This is a genomic window from Coriobacteriia bacterium (genome assembly GCA_013334745.1).
GTDB lineage: Bacteria > Actinomycetota > Coriobacteriia > Anaerosomatales > JAAXUF01 > JAAXWY01.
Genome location: JAAXWY010000009.1, coordinates 30280 through 54061, shown reverse-complemented (window position 1 = coordinate 54061; position 23782 = coordinate 30280). Strand labels below are relative to the sequence as shown.

Sequence of the window (23782 nt, the reverse complement as noted above, 5' to 3'; positions counted from 1 at the left end):
GGGCCGCGGCGAGATGCCGTGGCCCCTTCTTCGCTGCTGTGCGAAACATCACACGGTGTTCACACGCATGTGGGTAGATTCAACAGACAGGCGGCTCGAGAACAAGGTGGCGGTACACAATGAACCCACGGTTCGCGCGCGTGGCGATTGCGTTCGTAGGTGTTGCCCTCGTGGCAGCGGCGCTCTACGGGGCCTCGCGCCCGGGGTATACCGAGAACCCCGCGTCGGCCACCATCCCTCGAGCGGTGGCTCAACAGGCCGAGAGGCCTGCCGCGCCGGCACTGGGAACCTCGGCGTCACTCGAGCCGCCGGAGCGGCTCGGCACATCGACCGCGCCCGCGCTCTCGAAGGGCTCACCCGATCCGGCACCGTCGCGCTTGGTGTCGGTCAAGCGCGCCGCGGGTGTCTCGGCGGCTGACTTCGAGAGTGCAGCGCTCGCCGAGGGGCTTCGGGTCGTCGAGACGATCCCCGAGATCGGTTGGGCGGTCGTCGAACCCGTCGATCCGAGCAGGTCTGCCGCTGACGCAATCGAATCACTCACCGACCGACCGTGGGCGACGCTCGCCGAGCCGGTCTCGACGGTCTATCCCGCTATGACGCCCAGCGACCCCAACTACGGTCTGCAGTGGGGCTTCAAGAACAGCGGTCAGCTCGGGGGTACGTCGGGTGCGGACGCGAACTCCGAGCCCGCACTGGACTGGTCGCGTGGTGCCGATACTGTCGTGGCCGTCGTCGACACCGGTGTGGACTTCCGCGCGCCCGATCTTGCAGGCCGTTCGTGGGTCAACGCCGATGAGATCGCGGGCAACAGCGTCGACGACGACGGTAACGGCAAGGTCGACGACGTCAACGGCTGGGACTTCTACCGTAACGACGCCACCGTCTTCGACGAGGTCGACGGCGACAAGCACGGCACCCACGTCGCGGGCACGGTCGGAGCTGCGACCAACAATGCGATCGCCGGCGCAGGTATGGCGCCCGAGACCGCGATCATGAGCGTGAAATTCCTCGGCGAAAGCGGGGGCAGTGACGTCAACGGCGCGGCCGGCATCGTGTACGCGGTTGACAACGGTGCCGACGTGGTCAACTGCTCGTGGGGCGGCGGTACGAGCACGACGGTGCTGTCCGATGCCATGGCGTACGCGGCAGCGCGCAACGTCCTCGTGGTCATCGCAGCAGGAAACAGTGCGGTGAACAACGACGTGACGCCGTTTTACCCCGCGTCATTGGAGTCAACCAACATCGTCAGCGTCGCCGCGCTCGAGCAGTGGGACGGATTGGCGAGCTTCTCGAACTACGGTGCGACCACCGTCGACATCGGTGCTCCTGGTCAGGGCATCTACTCCGAGCAGCCGGTTCTTCCCGGCGCACTGCTCGTCGAGCAGAACCCCTACAAGATCGTCTACTACGGATTCCCGGTCGAAAGCGTGACCGACGCGACCGCGCGGCAGTCGCTCGTGACCAACTCTATGTCGGCTATCGCCACGACGACGAGTGATCCGGTACTCGTGGTGGATGACGGTTGGGGCACGATCTTCGGCGAAGGAACGTGGCGGCGCGCGCGCTACACGGCGGCGCTCACCGCAGCCGGGTATACCAACGTCACCGTGCATTCGACTCAGACGAGCGGCACGCCCACCGCAGGGCTCATGGCCGGCAAGGTCGTGGTGTGGTTCACCGGGGCGACGACCGCCGGCTACGGTGCGACGTACATGACCTTCTCGAGTACCGAGCGCACCCAGTTGACCACCTATCTGAACGCCGGTGGTCGCATGCTCATCTCGAGCGGCGATGCGGGCTACGACACCGCATGGGTCGGCGGTACGGCTCTGACGTGGTACCACGCGTATCTGCACGCTGCCTACATCGATGACGACCCGTGGACGGGTACAGGGGCCGGGCGTGCGGGCTCACTGATCGACGGCGTCGCGTTCACAGTCGATGACCCGATTCGCGGGACGGACGGCTACGATGACGTCGGAGCCTACGACGGGTACGCCACGCCGATTGCGGACTATGAGGGCTACGCGACCATATCGGGCACGTCGATGGCGGCCCCGCACGTCTCCGGCGCGCTCGCGCTCGCAATCGCGCGCAACCCCGGCGAATCTGCGGCGGCGCTGAAGGCGCGGCTCATGGCGACAACGGTTCCGGTGGCCGCGCTGGCGGGCAAGTGCGTGACCGGCGGGCGGATGGACACGGCGGCGACGACGGGCGAGATGGCGGCGCCGAGCGGGTTCTCGGCGTGGTACGCGGGCGTCGGCAGCGTCGCGATGTCGTGGGTCGACGATGGCGCCGATCCACACTTCGCAGCGACGCGCGTGCTCGCGCGCACGGGGGCGTGGCCGGCCTCGCCGAGTGACCCGCTCGCGACGCAGGTCTACGAGGGCGCCGCACAAGCAGCGACGCAAACCGGCATCCCCAGCGGGACGCAGGTCTACTACTCGGCGTATTCGCGGAACTCGCTCGGTACGTGGACCGAGGTCGCGACTGCGACGGCGACGGTCAGCGACCCGCCGGGCACAATCTCGGGGACGGTTCTGGGGCTGGATGGGCTGCCGGCGTATCGGATGGTGGCCAGCGCGTTCGATGCGACGAGCCATGCCTACGTCAAGGCCGTGTTCACCGATGTGAACGGTCAGTACTCGATGACCGGGCTTGCCCCTGGCGGCTATCACGTGCGCTACCTGAGCAGCGCCGGTACGGCGGTGGGAGCGTACCCGTACTTCGACCTCAAGCGCACCGTTTCCGATGCGACCACCGTGGCTGTGGCGTCGGGTCAGACGGCGACCGCGAGCATGCGGATGACGCCGGCTCCTGCGGCGTCGTCGATCGTGGGGACCGTGACGGCGAGTGGCGTGGCGCAGGCAGGCGTGGTCGTCAGCGCGTTTAACGCGACGACGCATGCGCACGTGAAGGGCGTGTTCACCGACGCGCTCGGGCGCTACGCAATCGCCGGACTGCCGGCCGGCAGCTACCACGTGCGCTTCACCAACACCACGCCAAGCACGCTCACGCAGTACTACGACCACCAGTCCACGATCTCGGCGGCGAGCGTGGTGACGATGGGTGAGTCGGCGACTGTCACGGTCACGACCGACCTTGCGGCGGTGACGCCGCCTGCATCCGGCTCCATCGCCGGAACGGTGACGGCTGCTGCGGTGCCGCAGAACCGTGTGGTCGTGGGCGCCTTCAACGCAGTGAGCGGTGCGTACGTGCGAGCGGTCTTCACCGACGCGGCCGGCGCGTACCGCATCGGTTCGCTCGCTCCCGGCAACTACAAGGTGCGCTTCTCAAACACCGCGCCGAGCACGCTGACGCAGTGGTACCTGAATGTGGCGACGATGGGTGCGGCAACTCCGGTGGCCGTGAGTGACGGTGTGACGACGACGGTGTCGACGGATCTGCTCGGGCTGTAATGGCATGGTCGTGGGGCGGTGACGGGCGCCGTGCGCGTCCGGTATCGGCTACGAGTCGGCGTTCTCGGCCTGCGCGCGTGCGATCCAGTCGACGACGCCGCGTTCGAGCGCTCGCGACTTCTCGATGCCGCCCAGGTCGCGCACGGTCCATCCGAGCGCCTCGCCGAGTCCGCCGATGACGGCCTTGGCGTCCGCGTCGTCGCCAGCGATGCGTAGTGGTGAGGGCGGCTCGGGGCCGGGGTCGCCCATGTCGGCGGCGTTGATCTGGTTGAAGGCCTTCACGACGCGTGCGCCCGGCCAACCACGCTGCAGCGTCTCGGTGCCGGAGTCGTCCGCACCGTAGGCGTTGGTGACGCCATCCGGGCCGAACGCGATGGGGTTGGTGGCGTCGAGCACCGTCTTGCCGGCCATGCGCGCCGAGCCGAGCTCGGTGATGAGCTCAGGGAGCAGGCGGCCGGGGATGGCGAGCACGACGACATCGCCGAAGTCGGCAGCAGCCTCGTAGGTGCCGGCCGTGCGCGCGGGGTCGCCTGCTGCGAGCCACTCGGTGACCGCGGGCTTTGCCGCGTCGCGGGTGCCGAGCATGACTTCATTGCCGATTCGGGCGAAACCGGTTGCGAGCGACATGCCCACGTTACCGGTGCCAAGTACTGAGATACGCATGATGGGTGCTCCTCAGGAATGGGTGCTGTCGTGAGGTGTATTCCCGAGTGCGCGGTAAACGTGCGGTTGCGGCTCCGCGACGGTGGCTACGGCTGCGCGATCGGCTGTGCGTGGGCGCGGACTGCCGCGGCGACCTGCGGCTTCTCGGCGCGGCCTTCGGCGACTGCGATGACGAGGTCGTAGGCCTGGTCCTGCGGGATGTCGAGCTCGATGCCGTTGAGCGCCAGGAACACGAAAGCCGCGTGGAAGCCCACACGTTTGTTGCCATCGATGAATGGGTGGTTCTTCACGAGATGAAATAGATAGGCAGCCGCCATCTCGTAGATGTCGGCGTGGACGTAGTGTTCGCCGAAGCCTGCCTGTGGCATGGCGAGCGCAGACTCGAGCAGGCCGGTGTCTCGAATCCCATCAAGCCCGCCGAAATGGTCGAGTTGCAGGGCGTGCAGGTCAAGCACCTCGTCGATGGTGAGGAAGTTGGGCATGACGCCTACTTCGAGAGACGTTCGAATGTGGACCCGTACCGTTCGAGCGCGGCCTTTGCAGCGTACTCAAACGCGATGCGGCGCTCCTCCTCGATCGAGACGACCGGCGTGATGGTGAGCGACCTGCCGTCGGTGATGATGGTGAACTCGCTGTCCTCGGTCGCACCGATGAGCTCGAGGATGGGCTTGTCGATGATGAGGGCACGGCTGTTGCCGTGGCGGACGAGCTTCTTGATCATGGCGTGCTCCTGACGGAATGCCGATGTATATACGAAAGACTACCACAAGGGTAACGGTAGGGACACGAGATGGCGGGTCATCGGGAGCGCGGGCTTGCCGAGTCGAGCACTTCCGCGCGTGCCTGCGACACGCGATCGGCCGCTTCCGTCAGCTCGCCGCCGGTGTGCAGGTAGCGCACTGCCGTCTGCATCTGCCGCCAGCCGTGGATCTCCATGACTTCCCGCAGCGTGGCGCCCGAGCGTAGGTAGAGCGATGCGCTCGAGTGTCGTAGGTCATGGATTCGGGTGTCGGGCGGCAGGCCGGCGCGGGTGACCGCCGGCTTGAAGACGCGCGCGCGAAAGATGTCGAGGTCGAGCGGACCTCCGGCGGGTCCGGGGAACACGAGGCCCGCTGGCGATGGCGGGCAGCGGCCGCGCCACTCAGCGAGCATCTCGGCGATGTGGACGGGGAGGGGCACGGTGCGGTCGTGACCTGACTTGGTCGAGCGCTGCAGCCGGTCTCGGTAGTAGGTCTTGTCGATGCGGGCAGTGCGGGCGGACAGGTCGACATCTGCCCATGTGAGCGCGCGTTGTTCTCCGGCGCGGGTGCCCACGTACGCCGCGAACGCGACGAAGGGGCGGGCATCGGGCGGAAGCTCCGTGAGTAGCCGCTCGATCTCGGGCGGGGAGAGGATGCGCCGCTCATCGGCGGCTGGCGCGCCCGGTTCGAACCACGGGCTCGGGTCTACCATGAGCGTCCCCATGCGGTGGTGCCAGCGCAAGCACGCGCGCAGGGGCACGAGCACGTTGGAGAGCCGCTTGGGGCGCACACCGGCCCGCGACAACGCGACCGTGAGCTGCGCGATCGCGACGCCGTCGATCGCAGCGAGCCTAGTCGCGCCGAGCAGCGGGTCGAGATGGGCGCGGTAGATCGATTCATAGTCCGCGAGCGTTGAGGCGCGCAGCGGACGCGCCGAATGGGTTCGGTATGAGAGCCACGCCTCCCAGGCGTCGGCGAAGGTGAGTGTCGGGTGCGAGTCCATAGAGCGGAGGGTAGGGGTGCGGGCCAACCGAGAGCTGACCGGAAGCTTGCCGTCGTTGGCACGGGTCTGCCGCTGGCAGTATCGATGATATACTCCGTCATACGAAGGAGGATATCGATATGGATATCGTAACCATCTCACCGAAGTTCCAGGTAGTGATCCCGAAGCACGTCCGAGAGCAGCTCAAGCTCGTACCCGGGCAGACGGTTCAGGTGCTCGCGTACGGGGACAGGATCGAATTTCTGCCTGTGCGGTCCGCCCGTGACCTGCGTGGGTTCCTCGCCGACACCGGCGTCAGCTTCGAGCGCGAAGAAGATGATCGGCTGTGAACGTCGTCGACTCATCGGCGTGGATCGAGTACTTCAGTGGTGGGCCGAACGGTTCGGAGTTCGCCGGGGCGATCGAAGATGCGGAGGCGCTGATCGTTCCGAGTCTGACGATCTTTGAGGTCTTCAAGCGTGTCGCCGCCGTCGCGGGCGAGTCACCCGCGCTCAAGGCGGTGGGTGTGATGACCACCGGGCGCGTGGTCGATCTGAGTGCGAGCGTCGCGCTGGAGGCCGCACGCATCTCGCTGGAGAACGGCCTCGCGATGGCCGACTCGATCATCCTGGCAACAGCTCGACTCGAGGGCGCGATCCTGTGGACGCAGGATGCGCACTTCGAGGGGATGGATGGGGTCGAGTTCAGGGAGAAGAGGGTCTAGTTCCTGACCCCCCCTCGTGAGACCCGAAGTAGCTTGAGTTATACGCAGATTGCCACTAAACTGCGTATAACTCATTGAGGGAGGGCTGCGATGAGACGGCAACCACTCGAAATACAAACCCTCTACGCCGAGCTTCTCGAGCGGTTGGCGGCCCACGAGGCGTCTCGCGCCATTGGTCACGTGCCGGGTAGCTTCGTTCTGAAGTCAGTCAAGGGATCTGAGTACTACTACTTCCAGCATAGCGAGCCCGGCGGTACGAAGTCCCAAACCTACGTAGGTCGACGGGACGCCGCGCTTGATGCTGTCGCGCAATCCCACGCCGATGCACACTCCGCATTGGCGCCTGACGTCGAGTCGATCCAACGCCTGTGTTCATTGCTGAGGGTCGGTGGGGCCATGGTTACCGATCAGGGTTCGGCGCGTGTGCTCCGCGCGTTGGCAGATGCCGGGGTGTTCCGGTTGGGTGGGGTGCTCGTCGGTACGCATGCATTCGTTGTCTTAGGCAATCTGCTGGGCGTCGTGTGGGAGGGCTCCTCGTTGCGCACGCAAGACGTCGATGTCGCAGCGGACCTGAGCATGAGCATCGTCGTTCCCGAATTGACCGCCGATGCACCGGGAGCACTGGAGAGTCTGGAGATGGGGTTCCTTCCGGTTCCGGCACTCAATCGCAAGGCGCCGAGCACTTCGTACAAAGTGCGAGGGCAGGGGCTGCGCGTGGACTTCCTAGCGCCTGCGAAGCGAGAGGGTCAGAAGCCGATTGTCTTGCCTCGGCTGGGCGCCTCTGCGCAGCCGCTCAGGTTTCTCGACTTCGTGACCGAGAATCCGGTCACGGCAGCGGTGATCAACGGTGGTGGAGTTTCCGTCAACGTGCCAGATCCCGCGCATTTCGCGCTGCACAAACTCATCGTGGCCAACGAGCGGCCCGCGGCCATGCATGCCAAGCGAGACAAGGATCTGTGGCAGGCATCGCAGCTGCTTGAGGTGCTTTCAGAGGAGCGCCCCGGGGACCTGCGCGCAGCCTGCGCCGATGTAACGAGGCGCGGTGCCGGCTGGGTCCGCCGAGTGAGCGACGGCGCCAAAGCGGTTGAGAAGGTCGCGGCCGGAAGGGGAATCGCGGTCTTGGAGATGCTGCGATCGTGAGCGGGCAGCGCTCCTTGGACCGCGCCGTTGAGCGCCTTCGAGCGTTCTTCGCCGCGCGCGATGACGTTGACGCCGCCTGGATCTTCGGAAGCGCAGCACGCGGTCACGCGGGCCCGCTGTCCGACGTCGATGTGGCGATTCTGCCCGCGGTCTCTGTGCCTCAGGACGGCTGGTGGGACCTGCGGGCCGATCTGATGTCCCGGCTACCCGGCGTTCTCGGGGCGTCGGTCGACGTGGTCGCTTTGCCGGAGGCGTCTGTGACCCCGGGCTTCGAGATCGCCTGCGACGGAGTACAGGCGCATGGCGACCAGAGTCGGCTTGCAGCCGAGGCGCTGCTGCGTGCCGTGACTGAGTACTGGGACTTCGAAAGCGTTCGAGCACAGGCGCGCGCGACGCTCGCCGAAAGGATGCAGGCCTACCTGCGTGAGCGAGGCGCAATGGGTGATCGCGAGGAGTACAGCGCGGTTCTCGCAAAGGTTCGCAATGCTGAGCCCGCCGAGGGTGACGGGCTGTAGTGTGACGCCGTTCGCGGGACGTGAGCGGTGGGTGGCGAGGCGACTTGACCCGTCCCGATGCTCACTCTATGCTCCGACTTAGTCGAACGACTAAGGAGTGTAGTCATATGACTACAATGCAGCGAACAATCACTTCCGCCGAACTCGCGGGTCGCCTTGGCGAGGTGCTCGACCAGGTCGAACGCGGTGCTACCTATACCGTCACACGCAGGGGACGGACAGTCGCCGTCTTGACGCGCTTTGAGCGCGCTGGCGATACGGTGCTGGCCGAGGAGGCGCAGGCGTCGTACGGCAACTCCGCAGTGTCGCCGCCTGATGCCACGGCGGATACCGCGATGATGCGCTTGCTCGCGGGCACGTCCATCCGGCAGGTCCTTGCCCTGTTCTTGAGGGACCCGGCGGCGAGACTGCACCAGCGCGAGATCGCGAGACGCGCCGGTGTCGGCTTGCGATCGGCCCAGCTCGCTCTGAACCGGCTTTGCGACTTCGGGATTCTGTCTGGCGAACGTGACGGCAACCGGCTGTACTACGGCGCCGAACGCACTGAGCGCTTCGAGGGGCTGAGAGCATTGTTGTCCCGCGAGCTCGGAATTGCCGAAGTCATCAGCCGACATCTCGCGCCGCTCGGTGACGGGGTCTCGCGAGCGTTCATCTTCGGTTCTGTGGCATCGGGCACCGATTCCGTGAGTAGCGATATCGACCTGCTCGTTGTGGGCTCTGCTAAGGATGATGATCTGGTGGGGCCAATCTCCGCAGCTCAGCGTGAGCTTGGGCGCGAGATCGATCTCGTGCGCTACTCGCCTGAGGAGTTTGAGTTGAGGCGCATACAGGGCAACCATTTCATCGGCGCCGTACTCGAGCGGCCGACAATCGCGGTGATCGGGGCGCGTGAATGACGGGGCAAGGGAGCGTGGCCGCGGGGAGGCGGAGTCATTGACAGAGTCAGACGGTATTACATACGATACCAATACGGTGTCCCGGGTGGTTGTGGATACCAATGTGGTGATCTCGGGCCTGCGTAGTTCGCGTGGAACGTCGTTTCGGCTGTTGGAGCTTATCGGAAGGCGACAATTCGAGATCGCGCTATCTGTTCCACTGGTCTTCGAGTACGAGGACGTACTCAAGCGTCAGAGTGAGGAACTTGGGTTGACGGCGGAGGACGTCGAGGCTCTCCTTGACTACTGGTGCAGTGTGGCGCACTTGCAGGAGATTCACTTCCTCTGGCGGCCGGCACTTCGAGACCCGAAGGACGACCACCTGCTCGAGCTCGCCGTGGCATCCGGAAGCGGGCGCATCATCACTCACAACGTTCGCGATTTCGTGCAGTCGGCTTCGTGGGGTGTTGTGGCGACAACCCCTCGGGAGTTCTTGAAGGGATTGGGTGTGACGAAATGAGCACGATCAGCTTGCGTCTACCGGAGTCGCTGCACAAACGTGTGCGCGAGTTGGCGAAGGCCGAGGATGTCTCCATCAATCAGTTCATCGCCACTGCACTCGCCGAGAAGATGTCTGCGCTGATGACCGTCGACTACTTGCGCGAACGTGGAGCGCTGGGGGATCGTCAGAGGTACGATTCGGTGCTCGCCAAGGTTCGCGATGCTGAACCGGACGAGGGAGACGAGTTCTAGCGGAGCTCTCCGCGACACGTTATTGCGTCTGCTCAGCGGGCTGTGTTACCTTGTGCGTCCGCCGTTTCGGCGCAATTGAACAGTGCGGGGTGGAGCAGTCTGGTAGCTCGTCGGGCTCATAACCCGAAGGTCGTCGGTTCAAATCCGGCCCCCGCGACCAAGAAACTAGCAGGTCAGCATCCGAAAATGGAGCTGGCCTGTTTGCTTTGTTGGCGGCTTTCAAAGATCCTGGCCGGCAGAGGGAAACGGCGCCCTTGCACACCGGTGTGAGGCGTCGATAGACGGGGGAGCGAAACATGGCGATCGTGCGTAGTCTTGAGCAGGCCAACCTCGGACACCGTTCGACTCACACCGAAGTTGAGGCCACTTACACAGTGGTGAACGATGACTCCGGCGACAAGATGTTGCAGGTAGACACCTATGGATCTGCTGATCGAGCCATCCCTGGTAAGAAGAGTCAGTCCATCCGTTTTGCGCCCGAAGCCATCGCACAACTGAAGGCGATTCTCGACTCAGAGTTCTAGGACGGACTGCCGCAAGTCAGCTCAGCAGATCCTCTTCTGACGGCTGGCGCCAGAGTCCCCAACCCTGAGGTCGTCGGTTCAAGTTCGGCTTCTCGCAACCAAACACTCGAGAATCAGCATCCGAAAATGGAGTTGGCCTGTCTTCATTCTGTCGGCGTGGAACTTCATCTATCTATGTGTGGAACGCACTCTCTACGCTGTGGCTATTCGGTTGATCGGCCCGACGGTCAGGTTCTCAGCCCGACAGAGGGTGAGGTGTCGGGCTCTCGAGGAACGCCATGCAGACAGGCTGATCGCCGACCAGAAGGAAGCGTGAAGACGTTGGCGTTCCACACATTTGTTCCACGAATCGTGACTTGAGTTGTGATGTCACCATGCCGGCGGATGAGACAACGTCGCGGTCAAAGGCCGCTAACCGCTTGTAGCTGCAGCCCGCGATAGGACGGCAGCCGTTTCGAGGACCCAAGACGCCTGGTAGCATCCGTCCGAGCGCCGACGAGTTAGTAGAGGCATAATACTGGCGGTTGCTGGAAAGCGGGCCGCGACGGAACACAGCCGGATCAATCCTCGGACCCTCAAGATGTAACACCCACCCAGGTCTGAGCCGGGAGCAGTCAGGATCCAAGTCGGGGCAACTGGGGTTGCATCGCTCGGCGGGAATCCGGTGGGGCGTGCGTGGCACAGGTCAATCAAATGCCAGCGGATTGTCCGAAGCTCGCCGCTGTAACAAGGCGGTATCAGCGCCGTGCACGCCCACAAAGAGAAGATGTCACCTAGGCGGAGGGGTATCAGTGAATCTCATCGAAAGAATCGTGATCGATGGTCTATGGGGAGACAAGTCCGTTAATCTTCCGCTGCACAAGGACGTCAACTTCCTAATCGGGCCCAATGGCTCGGGGAAGACGACGATCATCAACCTGGTTGTTGCGGCGCTCACTGCCGATCTGACGGCGCTGACCAAGATACCCTTCGAGACCATCCGGATCGACTTGGTGCCCTACCCCAAGGGTCAGGCGCGACCGAGTATTGAAGTGCGTGCAAGGCAGCAGCCCACGGCCTCGGGCTCCTTTACCTTCGAATGGGTGCTCAAGAGCGCCAAGGGCGCAGAGCCCGAACCTTTCCTCGTCGAAGAGACGCCCCATCTCGTCCAGACACGCTTTGCCCGCCGCCGCGTTGGAGTCGTGCAATCGTCCGACACCTTTCGCCTTAGGCACAGACTGAGCGAGTTCTTGAATCTCACTTGGCTCTCTGTCCACAGGGCCCAACCCTTCCGTAACGCCGAAGCCGATGAGTCCTTTGATTCGACTGTAGACACCAAACTCAACGATCTTTCGGATCTCCTCGTCCGCTACTTCTCCGAGCTCGATCAGGCAAACAGTGTTGAGGTGAGGAAGTTCCAGGAGACGGTGTTCTTGTCGCTGTTGGCGAGAGAGAACATGCGTGTCAATGTTTCGTCCGTTTCGCCGACTGATCTTCCAACCGAACAGCGGGCCCTACTGGACATCTACGATCAGCTGCGAGTGCCGGCGACTGTCTTCAAACGGCCAGTCGAGACTCATTTTCGGCTAGTCACAGAGGCATCAACGAGACTTGTGGGAACAAGCGGCGAGTTCTCTTGGGACGATATCGCCGCCCTTGTGCTAAGTGACCGGACCCACGCGATAGTCAAGGAATGGAACATCCTGCGTGAGAGACAAGCTGCGATATCGGAGCCTCAAGTCAGGTTCCTGACAGTTGTGAACTCACTGGTCAGAGGCAAGTCCTTCTCCATCGGTGCCACCAATGAGCTCGAGGCGACCCTAGCTGACGGCGCGGCATTGCCCCTGCAGGTGTTGTCATCTGGCGAGAAGCAGATGCTCATCATCCTCGGCGAGGCACTGCTACAACGGTCTCAGCCGACGATCTACATCGCGGACGAACCTGAGCTGTCCCTTCACATTGAGTGGCAGCAATCACTGGTTCAGAACGTCCTTGGCCTCAATCCAGCAGCCCAAATCCTGTTTGCCACCCACTCGCCCGACGTTGTTTCCACGTACGGCTCATGCGCTGTTGATGCCGAGGACGTTATCCAGTGAGCCTGACTCGAACCAACAGTGGGCTGCAGAACCTCCATCTCTTCCTCAAGGCGGACGTAGTTGTATTCATCGAGGGTGGCACGTGCGTGTTTACCTACGACCAAGTAACCGCCGGTCAGTGCAGTAGCGTATCCGCAGATATGGTCTATTGGCAGCGCGTCTTCGCGCACTACCTGCCGACGACTCGTCTGTCCTTTCGCGCGGTGGGGTCCAAGCCCACCCTCAAGACGATTGCGGATAAGATCTCGAGTTTCGGCCTGAAGCACGTCTTTGTTGCGATGGATCAAGACGCTGATCGGTTCTCGAACTCATTGATTACGGCTCCCGGCGTCTTCTACTCATGGGGTTACAGCTGGGAGAACGACCTCCTTCATGCCTGCACCCTGACTGAGGGCGTTCTAGGGCTTTGCCCGATTGACAGGCTGACGTATGAACAACCCATAGCGCATCAGGTCAGACAAGCGCTCAGCGACTTCTACGACGAGGCAAGGTGGTACATCAAGGCCGATGTTGCGCTGATGGCTGTGACTGGCGAGGGTCTGTTTCACCGGGGCAAGTGGAAGAAGTATCTCGACTATCCCGAGAACCACTCGGCAGCGCCACGTTTCAATCGCGCAGGTCTCAGACAGGCGTTCGAAGACAAGCGGCGAAGACTCGGGCCGCGACTTCCTGCGGTCTCCAACCCGCAGGAACTCGACCCCAAGCGGTACTGCTTCGGTCACATGTTGGGCACGTTCCAATACAGACTCCTCACTCATCTGGTCAAGCGCTTCAGCGGGTCGCTTGGGTTCTCTGAGGATCACGCCAACACGCATGTCGCTCAGGCGCTCATGACGTGCTGGACTCAACCAGATCTGGCATCGCTTAGGAGTCATCACGACCTGCAGTTCGGAAGGTTGTAGCGCGGGGCTGATCCGGCACGCCGGCCACAACTAGCGGATTGCGGAATCTGGCGTCGAGATCGACGCGATTGCCGCCTCGTCGTATGAACATCGGGTTGTCAGCCCGAAGGGATGGTGGTGCCAAGGAATCGACTTTGGCGCCGGTGAAACTGCTCGTTAGGTACCCCGCTGAGTGGTTCCACGAGGACGTCCCGGGAGTGGGATAGTCCAGGCGCGTAGTTCGTCCTATCGGGGATTGTCCGGTGCGTGAAGTAGGTCGCCCGATCCTCTTCTACTCAACCCGACTGTCAGGCTCCCAGCGAGTAGGGATGCCAACAGGGTGGAGGTCGGCATCAGCGCAGCTGGCGGGGCCCCTTTCAGTTGTGTCGCGGGCGACCGCAGAGCTGAGCGTTCCACGCCGGAACCACTCAGCGGCTCGACGCAGAGCTCAGTGTGAGCCCTTCGCTTCGCTCGGGAAAGCCGAACCAGGCGTCCTGGATCATCGTGGTAAACTGGCTGAAGTGCGCGGACGTGGCTCAGTTGGTAGAGCACAACCTTGCCAAGGTTGGGGTCGCCGGTTCGAATCCGGTCGTCCGCTCCATCGCACCTATCGAAGGCTGGTCCGAAGGTTCCGGAGTGCGGGCCTGTACGGCCAGTCTTCTCTTCTTGAAAGGGCGCCCCGAGGGCGCCGAACACGGCGACGTGGCCAAGTGGTAAGGCAGAGGCCTGCAAAGCCTTTATCCCCGGTTCGAATCCGGGCGTCGCCTCCATGACCTCTTCCATTCAGGCGGAGAATGCACAATGGGGTGAGTTCGACGGCACGTAGAAGCATTGCGCCCTCATTGAAGAGCGTGATGCACAGACAGATGTCGGCGACGCGCACGAAGAAGATGAGGCCGGAGCTTCGAGCCCGACGTAGCATGCATGACCTGGGGTACGGATACCGTCTTCACGTGGCAACACTCCTGCGGAAGCCGGACATCGTCCTGGAGAAGCGCCAAATGGCTGTCATCGAAGTGCGAGGATGCTTCTGGCATCAGCACGGTTCCAAAGGATGCTGAACGCCTCGCGCCAACACGGAGCATTGGACTCCCAAGCTCGAGAGCAAACGTGAGCGCGATCGAGCCAATGAGAGGGCCCTGGCCGCGCTCGGCTGGCGTGTCATGGTCATCTGGGAGTGTGAGATGGACGACGAGCCACCGCTCCGCAACAGGATTGTGCAGTTCCTTGAGACCTAGAGCATCCTGCCAACATGTCAGTCCACCCCCATATAATGGGGTACGGGCCCTGTAGCGCAGGTGGCTCGCAAGTAGCCGAGAGGACTAAACAGCTGTGTCAGACACCCGTTTGGACCCGACAAGAGACGAACGCATCGCTGCAGAGCCAAGCGGCGGCCGGAGGACCTTCAAGGTAGCTTCCATGTTCTCAGGTTGCGGTGGGATGGACCTTGGATTCATCGGCGGATTCGAGTTCATGGGGAAGACGTACGAGAGGCTGCCGTTCGAGATTGTCTGGGCGAACGAGCTGAATCGTGCTGCCTGTCGCACGTACAACAGGAACTTCGGCCATCCGATTCTCTGCGGCGATGTCTGGGAAGTGCTGGACACCGTGCCGGGCGAAATAGATGTCCTAATTGGCGGCTTCCCTTGCCAGGACATATCGATCAACGGCAAAGGCGCCGGGGTCGACGGCAAACGTAGCGGGCTATACACGGCAATGGTTGAGGCGATCAAACGTACGCAACCGACAGTCTTCGTCGCCGAGAATGTCAAGGGCCTCCTGATGAGGAACAATCGCGATTCTCTGAGTCGAATACTCGAGGATTTCGGCGCACTTGGTTACACGGTGACATACCAGTTGTATCACACGGCTGACTACGGGGTTCCGCAGAGCAGGGAGCGGGTGATAATCGTCGGCACGAAGCCGAACGTCGGCACCTTCGTGGCACCGGCGGTGGTCCACCAGCCAGACAGCTGGCCGACCGCGCGCGATGCGATTGACGATCTAGCTGATCGCGAATGGGACGAGCAGTTCAGCCACGTGTGGAGCGTTGCCCGGCGAAGCTCCGAGCAGGGCAACCGTCGTCTCGAGGCACTGCGACCGGGGTATACGATCAGGGCCGAATGCCACGGAAACATCCAGTTCCACTACGAACTCCCTCGTCGCATCTCCATGAGGGAAGCAGCGCGAATCCAGTCGTTCCCCGACAGCTTCGTATTCGACGCGAAACTGCGTGAGACCGAAAGGCAAGTTGGAAACGCTGTGCCGCCCGTGTTTGCTTGGCACATCGCGAGGTCCGTCGGGCGCGTACTCGAGGCTGGTGAGTAGATGGATCGCCACTCGTTCGAAGAAGTGTTGGATGCAACGTGCGCACTGCTTACGGACGAGGCCCAGGCGGAGCTCTTCACATCATCAAAGCAGTTTGAAGATCGCGTCCGTGAGGTGTTGGCAGATCTCCTGACCGACCAACAGGTTGAGCTCCATCCACCCGCCCAGTGCTTTCCGGATATCGCCCTCGGGGAGTTCGGTGTCGAGGTCAAGTTCACGCTGAACGATACATGGCGCAGCGTGGCAAACAGCATTTTCGAGGGTCAACGAGACCCCGATGTCCGGTTGATATACGTGGTCTTCGGAAAGATGGGCGGTCATACTGCAGTCCGTTGGGATCGGTACGAGGATTGCGTGATGCACGTGAGGACCTCACACGTGCCGCGATTCGAGCTTGAGATAGGCGCGTCCCAGTCCCTTTTCAAGAAGATGGACGTCGACTACGAGCGATTTTCCGAGCTCGCTGCCGAGGAGAAGATGCACTACGTTCGTGAGTACGCTAGAGGACGCTTGAAGGACGGGGAGCGTCTGTGGTGGCTTGAAGAGAAGGACGAGCCTGAACACAGCCTCCCCATGGCGGTTCGTCTCTACATGGACCTAGAGCAGGACGACAAACGTCGATTTCGCGCTGAGGCTGCGCTTCTCTGCCCACAGGTGGTCAAGCCTTCGCGCTCAAAGCACAAGTACGATGATGCCGCGTTGTATCTCCTGACCTACTACGGCATCCTCTGCTCACAGGCGCGCGATCTCTTCTCGGCCGGCAGTGTCGCCATGCGTGGCGACGACACACGGGGCGGAAACTACGTCGAGCGGGCGATCGCCGATATTCAAGGCGAGATGATTGAAGCGGCGTGGCGGCTGGAGGACGCGCTATTCCAAGAGTACTGGGGCGAGATACCTCCGCCGGAAGAACGCATCGACTGGTGGCTTAAGCGAGCGGATGACATGGCGATTGATTGGAAGCCATCGGAGCGCCTTTTCGCGAACAAGGGGCGTAGGGGTCCTCGGACGCACTACTAGGCTTCCGGCTGCTCCAGCGTGACCACTCGAAGCAGCGACCTGTTCACGGCCTCAAATCTGATGGGAGCCCCTGCCTCAATCGAGCGAAGAACCCGACATGGCACCTGAAATCGGCCGTACTTGTCGATGCGCCTGCCGGCCAGGCGGTGGCCAAGGAAGTCAACGTCAAACTGCTCGTCGAGGAGTTCGGTCACGCGGCGATCGCGAGTGAAGAACAGATAGCCACGTCGCAGCTCCGATGCCCACACGTTGCGGGTCGTGCCCATCTGTATCCGACGTATACCCTGACCAGCGGCCATCTGCTCGCTCTCCGTTTCCGGCATCTCGACAAGTCCGCTCGCAATCGAGCCCTCGGGTCGTTCGGCGCGTAGGTCTTCCGCTAATCGAATTCGGATGGCGTTAGGCCAGGCATTCCAGGAGACCGTCCGCACCCTGGACATGCCACGATCCAGTTCCACACGGTCTGCGTGCATCACCCATAGCATGGGTACGATTGAGGGTAATGGCAAAGCGATATCGGCGCCAAGTGTAGGGTGCAGACGGGCGACTCAGAGTTCTCGGCGCGACGCGAGCATTTCGCGAATCACGGGACCTAACCGTGACATCGCTGACTCAATCTGACTGAGCCTCCCTGTTGGTCACCCATCGTTTCAGGGGGGCTCCAAGTTGATGGGCGCCATCCCCGCGATTCGCTCCGCGCTTCCGCCTTCGCCCATCTTCGAGAGCAGATACGAGACGAGATCCTCCTGGCGTGCCTGGCCGAACACCATGCGGTAGATGGCCAGAGATCTGGTCAGACGCAGGTATGAGTCCGCGTCGCGAGACAGCGGCGAGAAGGGCACCTGTCGGACAACTCGGGCGTCTTTGCTCGTGAAGACCTCGGGGTAGATCCAGTAGGGCACCAGGTCCGATGCTGCGTCGGACTTACCCTCACTAGCTGAGTCGAAGGCCACCCGCCACGGGTCGGGCACGGGGCCCTCTCCCTCGAGCACGTGTGACGAGCCAAGCTGGCCGTGCCGCCGCGCCACGTTCTTGCGCACAGCGTGACCCTTGTAGCGGTGTACCCGACCCTCGCGTTGCTCGAGATCAACAGGGTTGCCGGGCAGATTCCAGTGCACCACCGAGTGGCAATACGAATGGAAATCCAGACCCTCCTGGCCTACTGAAGTTGTTATGAGCACGAAGGGCCTGAAGGGCGAGTTGAACGCCTCTCGCACACGCTGGAGCCGATCGGCCTTCTGGTCGGTGTCTCCGGCATCGTTGAACGGCAGCGCGAAGAGGCTGCGCAGCGCGATGTCCTTGCCCCGACCGTTCTTGTCGTAGGACTGCGGCCGGAGTTGCGCTGAGCCAAGCGACACAGCCGCAGCCAGCACGCGCGATACATCCCCGATCGTAGTGCCGGGCGTGGATTCGGCGTTACCCGTTGTCTCTCGCAGGAGGTGCGCGTACTCATCGAGTACCGGTTGGATGCCCCCAGCGAGACAGTACGACAAGACGCGACGCCAGTACGCTCCGGTCTTGCGGGGAGCGAGGCCGCGTACCACGGAGATTGCTTCCTCTCCGTTGAAGAGTGCGCGGAATCCCCAGGCGATGGCGGCGGCTGCATCGAGAGCTACGGGGAGCTCATCGGGCGGAAGATCGGGCGCGACGCGCAAGAGCGACCTCAGCCCGCACACTGCAGGGCCCGCAAGTCCGGTAGACGCAACGGCGGCCAGAAGATCCTTCGGCGGAATACCGAGCTTCAGTTCGCCCCGCAGCAGTCGGCCCACCTCGTCGACTGCTCGGCGCGTCGCACGAGAACCGTCCTCGGCCGTCGCCTCCGCTTCCTCGACGAACACGCTTGCGAGTCGGTTCCAGTCGAACCACTCGGCAGTTGCGGCTGGCGATGCGATGGCGTCGAGAAGAATCGGGGCGGCCCAGTACCAATCGACGGAGCGCGCCGCGGGGTCGATTGAATCGCGGTACGCATCGAGCATGCGTTCGAGATGCGGTTTCAAGATGCGCTCTGCCTCGATTTGGAGCTTGAGGGCAGAGGCGAGTTTGCCGTTGCCGAGCAGCCTACCTAGAACAAGCGGATCCACCGTGTCGGCCAGGAACCTGCTGGGGTAGACGAGTGTCCACAACGACGCCGTGTCCAACGTCCCTTCCTTGACCTGAAATCGGAGTGGCCGACGCTGCCTTCGCGTCGTATAGACGGCTGGCTCCTTGCCCCACCCGGGATCGACTCCAAGCATGCGGCGTTCTGCCTCGTAACTCAGCAGGGATGCCACTGCGCGCGGTACCACCGCCCATGACGAGAAGACCAGTCGCTTGGTGAACGGCCGCATGTCCACGCTCTTGAATGGCTCGGCCAAAGCGTAGTACGGCATCGTGGGCGGCAGCCAGAGCAGCTTCCAGAGACCCTTTTCGATAGTCTCCTCGGCAAGCCATTGGGTTCTGGCGTGCGACGGGTCGATCTGCTCGTAGGCGTCGATTGCCTCGGGGTTCAGCGACAGTGCATTGCCCGCTCTTAGCTGCGTGGAGGCGAGCTGCGCGAAGGCGGCATCTTCGGCGATTCGATCGGTGATCTCACGATGCACCTTATAGTTGGTCAGGTAGCTGAGTAGGTAGGGCGCTGACTTCCAGTACTCCATCACGTCGGGCTGCTTCGCTTCGCGTGCGAGGCATTGCATGCCGCGATACGCTCCCAGGTCCGTTGCAGATGGCGCGATGGGACCGGTTGGCAGGATCTGCAGCATTCCGTCGCGGTCTTCGCTCGTCGCCAGACGCTCAGTCCGCACCATGAATCGCCGCAGCTCGGAAGCGAGCGAGTCACGTGTCTCCCCTAGGCGTACGTCGTCGCCGGCCTCGCCGGCTTCGTAGAGCGCAGAGCGGTAGTCATCGACCAGCCGCGTGAGATCTGCTGGGTTGGACTCGCCACGGCGTAGGAATTCGAGGGTGTCCAGGAAGTCCGAATAGTGGTCGTCGCCAGACTCGTCACCTGCACGGGTGTACATCTTGTAGGGCGTCGCCGAGAGCAGGAGCGTGCGCACCGCCGCGGGGCTGGTCTTGTCGGCATCGGGTGCATCCGAGTACTCGAAGAGCTCATGGGCGAGCTGAGCTGCGGCGTCGGTCCCACTGAGCAGCGGCTTGAAGCGCTGAAACTCGTCAAGAATGATGAGGTCGGGCTCGAGCGCCTTGAGGCACTCTTGGGCCAGCGTGTGCCTCATGTCGCGAATCCAGGCAGCGACCTTCCAACGGATCTCGTCGGGGATTCTGCCATAGGATTCGCGGCGTCTGGGCAGGAGCGTACACAGCTCGTCCCATCGCTCCTTCAGATCGGGACGCTTCTGAAGCGTATCGACGAAGTCGCGCCCCAGCGCGCTCTGCCGCAGCTTGTCGCGCCGTTCCGGTTCCTTCACCCAGCTCTCGAACCAGCTTCGATTCATACCGCCATGCAGGATGTTGAACGGGGCGGAACGTCCCGCGATGCCCCATGCCTGGTCGATCAGGTGGTAGAGAACGACGCGCTCTTCTGCGCTCCCAAGGGAGTAGCCGAACTGAAACGACGTTGCTGGAGTCAACGAGACGAAGTTCACCCGGTGCTCTTCGCCCGGCTGCAGCTCAAGCCGGTCGAGCACCAATGGCAGGAGTGTGAGCCGGGTTGCCTCTGTGGGCGAGTCGACCCCGGGGATGCGCAGCCGGTTCAGGTTCTGGCGTGCGATCTCTCCGCTGGAGCACATGTAGACGATGTCGATTCTCGGGCACTTGTCCCACAGGTGCTCAACGGTCTTCGCGACGATTCCCTTTGCCACGAGCGTCTTGCCCAGGCCGACCTCGTCGGCGACCAAGAACCGATGGGTGCAGTCATCATCGAGGTAGAGGCGCTGAAAGACATACTCGGCAGTGCGGCGCTGGAAGTCCTTCAGGTTGCCCATGACGGGGCCCGAGTCGTAGTGGCTCAGCTCGTTCATCACTTGTCCGCCTCGGGGTCGAGCAGTGTCTGCGCGTGCGCCCATATCGGATCCCAGATCGTGTCGAACCCTTCGGGCAGCAGCGCGGCGGATTTCGGGTCCGCCCGTAGGTCGGAGACCAAACGGTTCACCTGGCTAAGTCGCTTCGGTTCCCGATCGAGTGCTCGTACCAGAGATTCGAAGAGAGTCGGACCGTAGTCCTCCAGGCCAGCGAGACCGGAATCGCCGCGCTCGCCCAGATCGCGTGCGCGAGCTAGTGACGACCCAGGGGCTGCACCGTCAAGCGACGCGAGGAGCATCAGATACCGCAGCACGTTCCCGCGATCGCGCAGGATTGACCGCAGAATCGATTCGCGGCGTCCCGGTGGTTCGCCGGTGAGCGGTAACCTGCGCACGAAGCTCCGGGAACTTGAGCGCGACTCCACCGTGGCCTTGAGTTCGAAGGTGAAGAACGCAGACAAGGTCTCGATGTCCATCGGCCCCCAAACGCCGAGGCGTCCGGACATCGCCGCATTCAGCTCGACGCCGGTCATGTTCGGCGCGAGCGGGGAGACGGTCACTCGCGCGCCTGGACTGGCGAGCGGCGCCTCCGTGTGGAGCTCGAGCCGGAATGCGTCCGAGGCATCGTCCGCAACCACCCTCGCGCCAATCGGCCATCCGGCGACGCAGTACTCGGCCTCATCGAGCAGCGCGTCCAGCCGCTTTTCGACATCGCTATCGGTGTCTTCAGTCGTGTCCGTGGGCTCGTATTCGAGAAGCATGTCTCGCAACGAAGTCGCGCCCGTCTCACCGAACTCCAGCAGCTTTTCGATTCGCATCGAGCGATCGGCGTCGAGCTCCACCATGAACTCCACGTTTCCCGACATACCGGCATGGGTCGCATTTGCCGAGCCGGTGAGGATTCGGACTCGCCCCTGCCCGTTGTGCATCACGTAGAGCTTCGCGTGTAGGCCGGCCATCGGGCGCTCATTTTCAAGCGCGTCTGATGGTGCACCCGAATCCGAGGGCTCCGCTTCAGCAGCATCGTTCAGCACGTACATCTCCGCGTAGGGCTCAAGCTTCTCGGCGGGCATGTCGTTGAGCGATGAAGTGCGCGAGATGATGATGGGGATCCGAGCCCTCGAAGCGAGATCCGCGACCGTGTCTTGGGTCAGGAAGGGCGAAACAACGAGAAGCTGCCGCCACCCAGTGCCAATCATGTTCCGGCTCGAGTACCCGGGTATCCCAAGCGGCCAGAATCCGACGTCCGGGGAGAACCCGAGCGGAGTCTCCCAGCGCACTCGTCGGCACTCATCGGCGATCGTTCTGATCTGGCTCGCGCGGTCCGGGGACAGAGGCCGTGTGGCCATGTTGGCGACCTCGGTGACGAAGTCCGAAAGCGGCCGGTTCGCGGAGAACCCGTTCTGCCGGTCGATGAGCTCTCCGTCAAGTACGAGCACCGTATCCCAAGAACGGTCGAACGTGAGGTTGCGCGAGAGGCAGAGGAGACGGTAGCGGGTCGCCTTGTTCTCAGCGGTGTACCGCAGCACCCACACCTTGGGGTGGAATGCTCCGCGACTCGGTAGCGCCTCGTAGACGCAGTCTTCGACGTAGGCGAATAGCGGCCGCTGGTTCTTTGGGACCGAGATCTTGCCTGCCTGACAAAACAGCGTGATGCGATCCGCGTTTCGCCGTAGCGCTTCAATGAGCGGGAGCGGCTCGAGTACGTTCTCGCCTTCACCATCTTCGGTGTCAAAGAACGTGAATGGCAGCGCGGCCACCATCAGCGCGACCAAGTCCAAGGTGTACGTGGTGCCGAACGCCGCGCTGAGTTCGTAGCCCGCAGGCGGTCGAAGCGCATCGAGCAAAAGGGTCCGGGAGTTAGGCTCAAGCATCGTTGCCCCCGGCCAGGCCCTCGACGATGTCGTTGATGATCAGCTGAGACGTGCCCCACCTGAAGTCGAGCTGCTGCGCACCCGAGAACCCACCCCACATGTCGAGCGCCCGCTGGTTGGCCAGGCGGGCCAGCGCACCTTTGAGCGAGGTCTCCCTGTCGCGAATCAAGGTGCGGAACTTGGGGTCGTCCGCCAAGGTCGAAGGCGTGCTGATAGCCGCATCAAGCCAGGTGTCGACGAATCGCCGCGTCTGAGGACGAATCGACGACGCACGGTCGGCCATGGCCCAGAAGTCCCTGCGCTTCCAGCCATTCAGGCGCTTCGCGCCGTCCTCCATGAGGGCGACCCAGTCATTCCAACGGCCCTCGAAATCCGCAACCTTCTCGGCTTGATCATCGGCGACTCGCTTCTGGGCGAGCATGAGGTTGTAGAGGATGGCGGCGCCCAGGATCGTCTCGGAGAAGTTGCGCGCGTGGAGGAGCTGCTCGGTGTGCGAGTCCTCGAACTGCGACGCGAGTGGGTGCTCCCAGACGTAGGGCACGCCGTCAGTTGGCTCCGGAGAGTTCGTTACGAGCCACGAAAGCAGCGAGTCGCCGACTCTGCCGCGTAGGCGATCCTTCAGGTAGTCGGCCTCCTCCCGCGTCAGCCGCAGGTTCATGCCGATAGGGAAGTCGTACGGAATCTTGGGAAGCCCAGGATGCCAGTTGGGAGTCGCCGCTCTCCAGACGTCCTCATCTCCCGCGTACTCGGGAGCGGCGTCTCTGGCGGCGTAATAGCTGTCCAACGAGCGGTAGTAGCTGCTTTGCGAATCGGGGTAGAGGCGTATGCCCCAGACGCCGAGACCCTGCCAGTAGATGCTGCCGGGCAGTCGTTGCAGGCGCTCGCGAGCGTCTCGTCCAATCACGCCGTCGGTCTCTCCAGATGCCAGTAGGGCGTTGATCAGCCCGACCTCACGATTCCGTGTGACCGATTCGATATCCGCCGAGGCGGTGCGGCGCGATTCCAGGCGGGTGTAGATCCACGGCGCGAAGAGGAAGTACCGGGCGCGAGTCATCAGGGTCGTTGTGCCGGGAAACAGCAGGTCGGCGATCGAGTCCCGAATGATGCCGATGCCCAGCTCGTCGCGTGTGTCCCGGTCGCGGAAGGCGTCGACGACGTCCATCGCCCGACGCCGCTCCTTGTCCGACGAGTCGAGCCAGGTCAGGCTGCTCATCGCGCGCGCCGACGCGCACGGCTGTTGCCACGCACGGATTGGAGCGCTGGGACTTGGCTCATCGGTTCCCCCTGACCAGCCGTATCGTCAATGCGAGGCTAGC

The 23782-nt window shown here is 62.9% G+C and carries 22 protein-coding genes and 3 tRNA genes; 17 read left to right on the top strand and 8 right to left on the bottom strand.

Features of this window, described 5'->3' with window-relative positions; all coding sequences use genetic code 11:
- Window positions 1–119: 119 nt before the first annotated feature.
- Window positions 120–3419 (top strand): S8 family serine peptidase, encoded by a 3300-nt coding sequence (locus HGB10_04160; protein NTU70999.1) that lies wholly within the window; start codon window positions 120–122, stop codon window positions 3417–3419.
- A gap of 48 nt (window positions 3420–3467) precedes the next feature.
- On the opposite strand, the gene HGB10_04155 is transcribed toward HGB10_04160, so the two are convergent.
- From HGB10_04155 to HGB10_04140, 4 genes are all read right to left on the bottom strand, one after another.
- Entirely contained in the window at window positions 3468–4082 is a 615-nt protein-coding gene (locus HGB10_04155) for an NAD(P)-binding domain-containing protein (GenBank protein NTU70998.1), read from the bottom strand.
- A gap of 86 nt (window positions 4083–4168) precedes the next feature.
- Window positions 4169–4564 carry a type II toxin-antitoxin system death-on-curing family toxin gene (locus HGB10_04150; GenBank protein NTU70997.1) on the bottom strand — a complete coding sequence of 132 codons (396 nt, stop codon included), beginning with the start codon at window positions 4562–4564 and terminating at the stop codon, window positions 4169–4171.
- A 5-nt stretch (window positions 4565–4569) separates the two neighbouring features.
- The gene (locus tag HGB10_04145) at window positions 4570–4803 is read right to left on the bottom strand and encodes an AbrB/MazE/SpoVT family DNA-binding domain-containing protein (GenBank protein ID NTU70996.1); all 234 of its coding nucleotides are present in this window, start codon (window positions 4801–4803) and stop codon (window positions 4570–4572) included.
- 77 nt (window positions 4804–4880) lie between these two features.
- Entirely contained in the window at window positions 4881–5825 is a 945-nt protein-coding gene (locus HGB10_04140; GenBank protein ID NTU70995.1) for a site-specific integrase, read from the bottom strand.
- Between the two features lie 119 nt (window positions 5826–5944).
- Here HGB10_04140 and HGB10_04135 point away from each other — a divergent pair, with 119 nt between their 5' ends.
- From HGB10_04135 to HGB10_04060, 16 genes are all read left to right on the top strand, one after another.
- Window positions 5945–6154 carry an AbrB/MazE/SpoVT family DNA-binding domain-containing protein gene (locus HGB10_04135; protein NTU70994.1) on the top strand — a complete coding sequence of 70 codons (210 nt, stop codon included), beginning with the start codon at window positions 5945–5947 and terminating at the stop codon, window positions 6152–6154.
- Window positions 6151–6528 carry a type II toxin-antitoxin system VapC family toxin gene (locus HGB10_04130; protein NTU70993.1) on the top strand — a complete coding sequence of 126 codons (378 nt, stop codon included), beginning with the start codon at window positions 6151–6153 and terminating at the stop codon, window positions 6526–6528. Before HGB10_04135 ends, HGB10_04130 begins: the two co-directional genes overlap by 4 nt.
- A gap of 90 nt (window positions 6529–6618) precedes the next feature.
- On the top strand, window positions 6619–7668 hold the full coding sequence (locus HGB10_04125; protein ID NTU70992.1) for a hypothetical protein: 1050 nt from the start codon (window positions 6619–6621) through the stop codon (window positions 7666–7668).
- Window positions 7665–8183, top strand: a complete 519-nt coding sequence (locus tag HGB10_04120; protein NTU70991.1) for a nucleotidyltransferase domain-containing protein — start codon at window positions 7665–7667, stop codon at window positions 8181–8183. The genes HGB10_04125 and HGB10_04120 overlap by 4 nt, the downstream gene beginning before the upstream one ends.
- Window positions 8184–8290: 107 nt before the next feature.
- A complete protein-coding gene (locus HGB10_04115) occupies window positions 8291–9079 on the top strand; it encodes a type II toxin-antitoxin system prevent-host-death family antitoxin (protein NTU70990.1) in 789 nt (262 codons plus the stop codon).
- Window positions 9080–9164: 85 nt separating this feature from the next.
- Window positions 9165–9578, top strand: a complete 414-nt coding sequence (locus HGB10_04110; GenBank protein NTU70989.1) for a putative toxin-antitoxin system toxin component, PIN family — start codon at window positions 9165–9167, stop codon at window positions 9576–9578.
- Window positions 9575–9811: a toxin-antitoxin system HicB family antitoxin gene (locus HGB10_04105; protein NTU70988.1), complete on the top strand. Its 237-nt coding sequence runs from the start codon at window positions 9575–9577 to the stop codon at window positions 9809–9811. Before HGB10_04110 ends, HGB10_04105 begins: the two co-directional genes overlap by 4 nt.
- A gap of 83 nt (window positions 9812–9894) precedes the next feature.
- Window positions 9895–9971, top strand: a tRNA-Met gene (locus HGB10_04100).
- A 136-nt stretch (window positions 9972–10107) separates the two neighbouring features.
- The gene (locus HGB10_04095; GenBank protein ID NTU70987.1) at window positions 10108–10335 is read left to right on the top strand and encodes a hypothetical protein; all 228 of its coding nucleotides are present in this window, start codon (window positions 10108–10110) and stop codon (window positions 10333–10335) included.
- Between the two features lie 791 nt (window positions 10336–11126).
- The gene (locus HGB10_04090; GenBank protein ID NTU70986.1) at window positions 11127–12410 is read left to right on the top strand and encodes an AAA family ATPase; all 1284 of its coding nucleotides are present in this window, start codon (window positions 11127–11129) and stop codon (window positions 12408–12410) included.
- Complete coding sequence (locus HGB10_04085) at window positions 12407–13312, top strand: hypothetical protein (protein NTU70985.1); 906 nt, start codon at window positions 12407–12409, stop codon at window positions 13310–13312. The genes HGB10_04090 and HGB10_04085 overlap by 4 nt, the downstream gene beginning before the upstream one ends.
- A gap of 504 nt (window positions 13313–13816) precedes the next feature.
- A tRNA-Gly gene (locus HGB10_04080) sits at window positions 13817–13892 on the top strand.
- A gap of 95 nt (window positions 13893–13987) precedes the next feature.
- Window positions 13988–14061 (top strand) — tRNA-Cys (locus tag HGB10_04075).
- An 84-nt stretch (window positions 14062–14145) separates the two neighbouring features.
- Window positions 14146–14352 (top strand): hypothetical protein, encoded by a 207-nt coding sequence (locus HGB10_04070; protein NTU70984.1) that lies wholly within the window; start codon window positions 14146–14148, stop codon window positions 14350–14352.
- Between the two features lie 358 nt (window positions 14353–14710).
- Window positions 14711–15619 carry a DNA cytosine methyltransferase gene (locus HGB10_04065; GenBank protein ID NTU70983.1) on the top strand — a complete coding sequence of 303 codons (909 nt, stop codon included), beginning with the start codon at window positions 14711–14713 and terminating at the stop codon, window positions 15617–15619.
- Window positions 15620–16639 (top strand): restriction endonuclease, encoded by a 1020-nt coding sequence (locus HGB10_04060; GenBank protein NTU70982.1) that lies wholly within the window; start codon window positions 15620–15622, stop codon window positions 16637–16639.
- Here the strand turns inward: HGB10_04060 and HGB10_04055 are convergent.
- From HGB10_04055 to HGB10_04040, 4 genes are all read right to left on the bottom strand, one after another.
- The gene (locus HGB10_04055; protein ID NTU70981.1) at window positions 16636–16938 is read right to left on the bottom strand and encodes a hypothetical protein; all 303 of its coding nucleotides are present in this window, start codon (window positions 16936–16938) and stop codon (window positions 16636–16638) included. The two genes, HGB10_04060 and HGB10_04055, sit on opposite strands and share 4 nt — an antisense overlap.
- A gap of 351 nt (window positions 16939–17289) precedes the next feature.
- Window positions 17290–20592, bottom strand: coding sequence for an SWF/SNF helicase family protein (locus tag HGB10_04050; GenBank protein ID NTU70980.1), 3303 nt, complete (start codon window positions 20590–20592; stop codon window positions 17290–17292).
- Window positions 20592–22466 (bottom strand): hypothetical protein, encoded by a 1875-nt coding sequence (locus HGB10_04045; protein ID NTU70979.1) that lies wholly within the window; start codon window positions 22464–22466, stop codon window positions 20592–20594. Before HGB10_04045 ends, HGB10_04050 begins: the two co-directional genes overlap by 1 nt.
- Complete coding sequence (locus tag HGB10_04040) at window positions 22459–23679, bottom strand: hypothetical protein (GenBank protein NTU70978.1); 1221 nt, start codon at window positions 23677–23679, stop codon at window positions 22459–22461. Before HGB10_04040 ends, HGB10_04045 begins: the two co-directional genes overlap by 8 nt.
- Window positions 23680–23782: the final 103 nt, after the last annotated feature.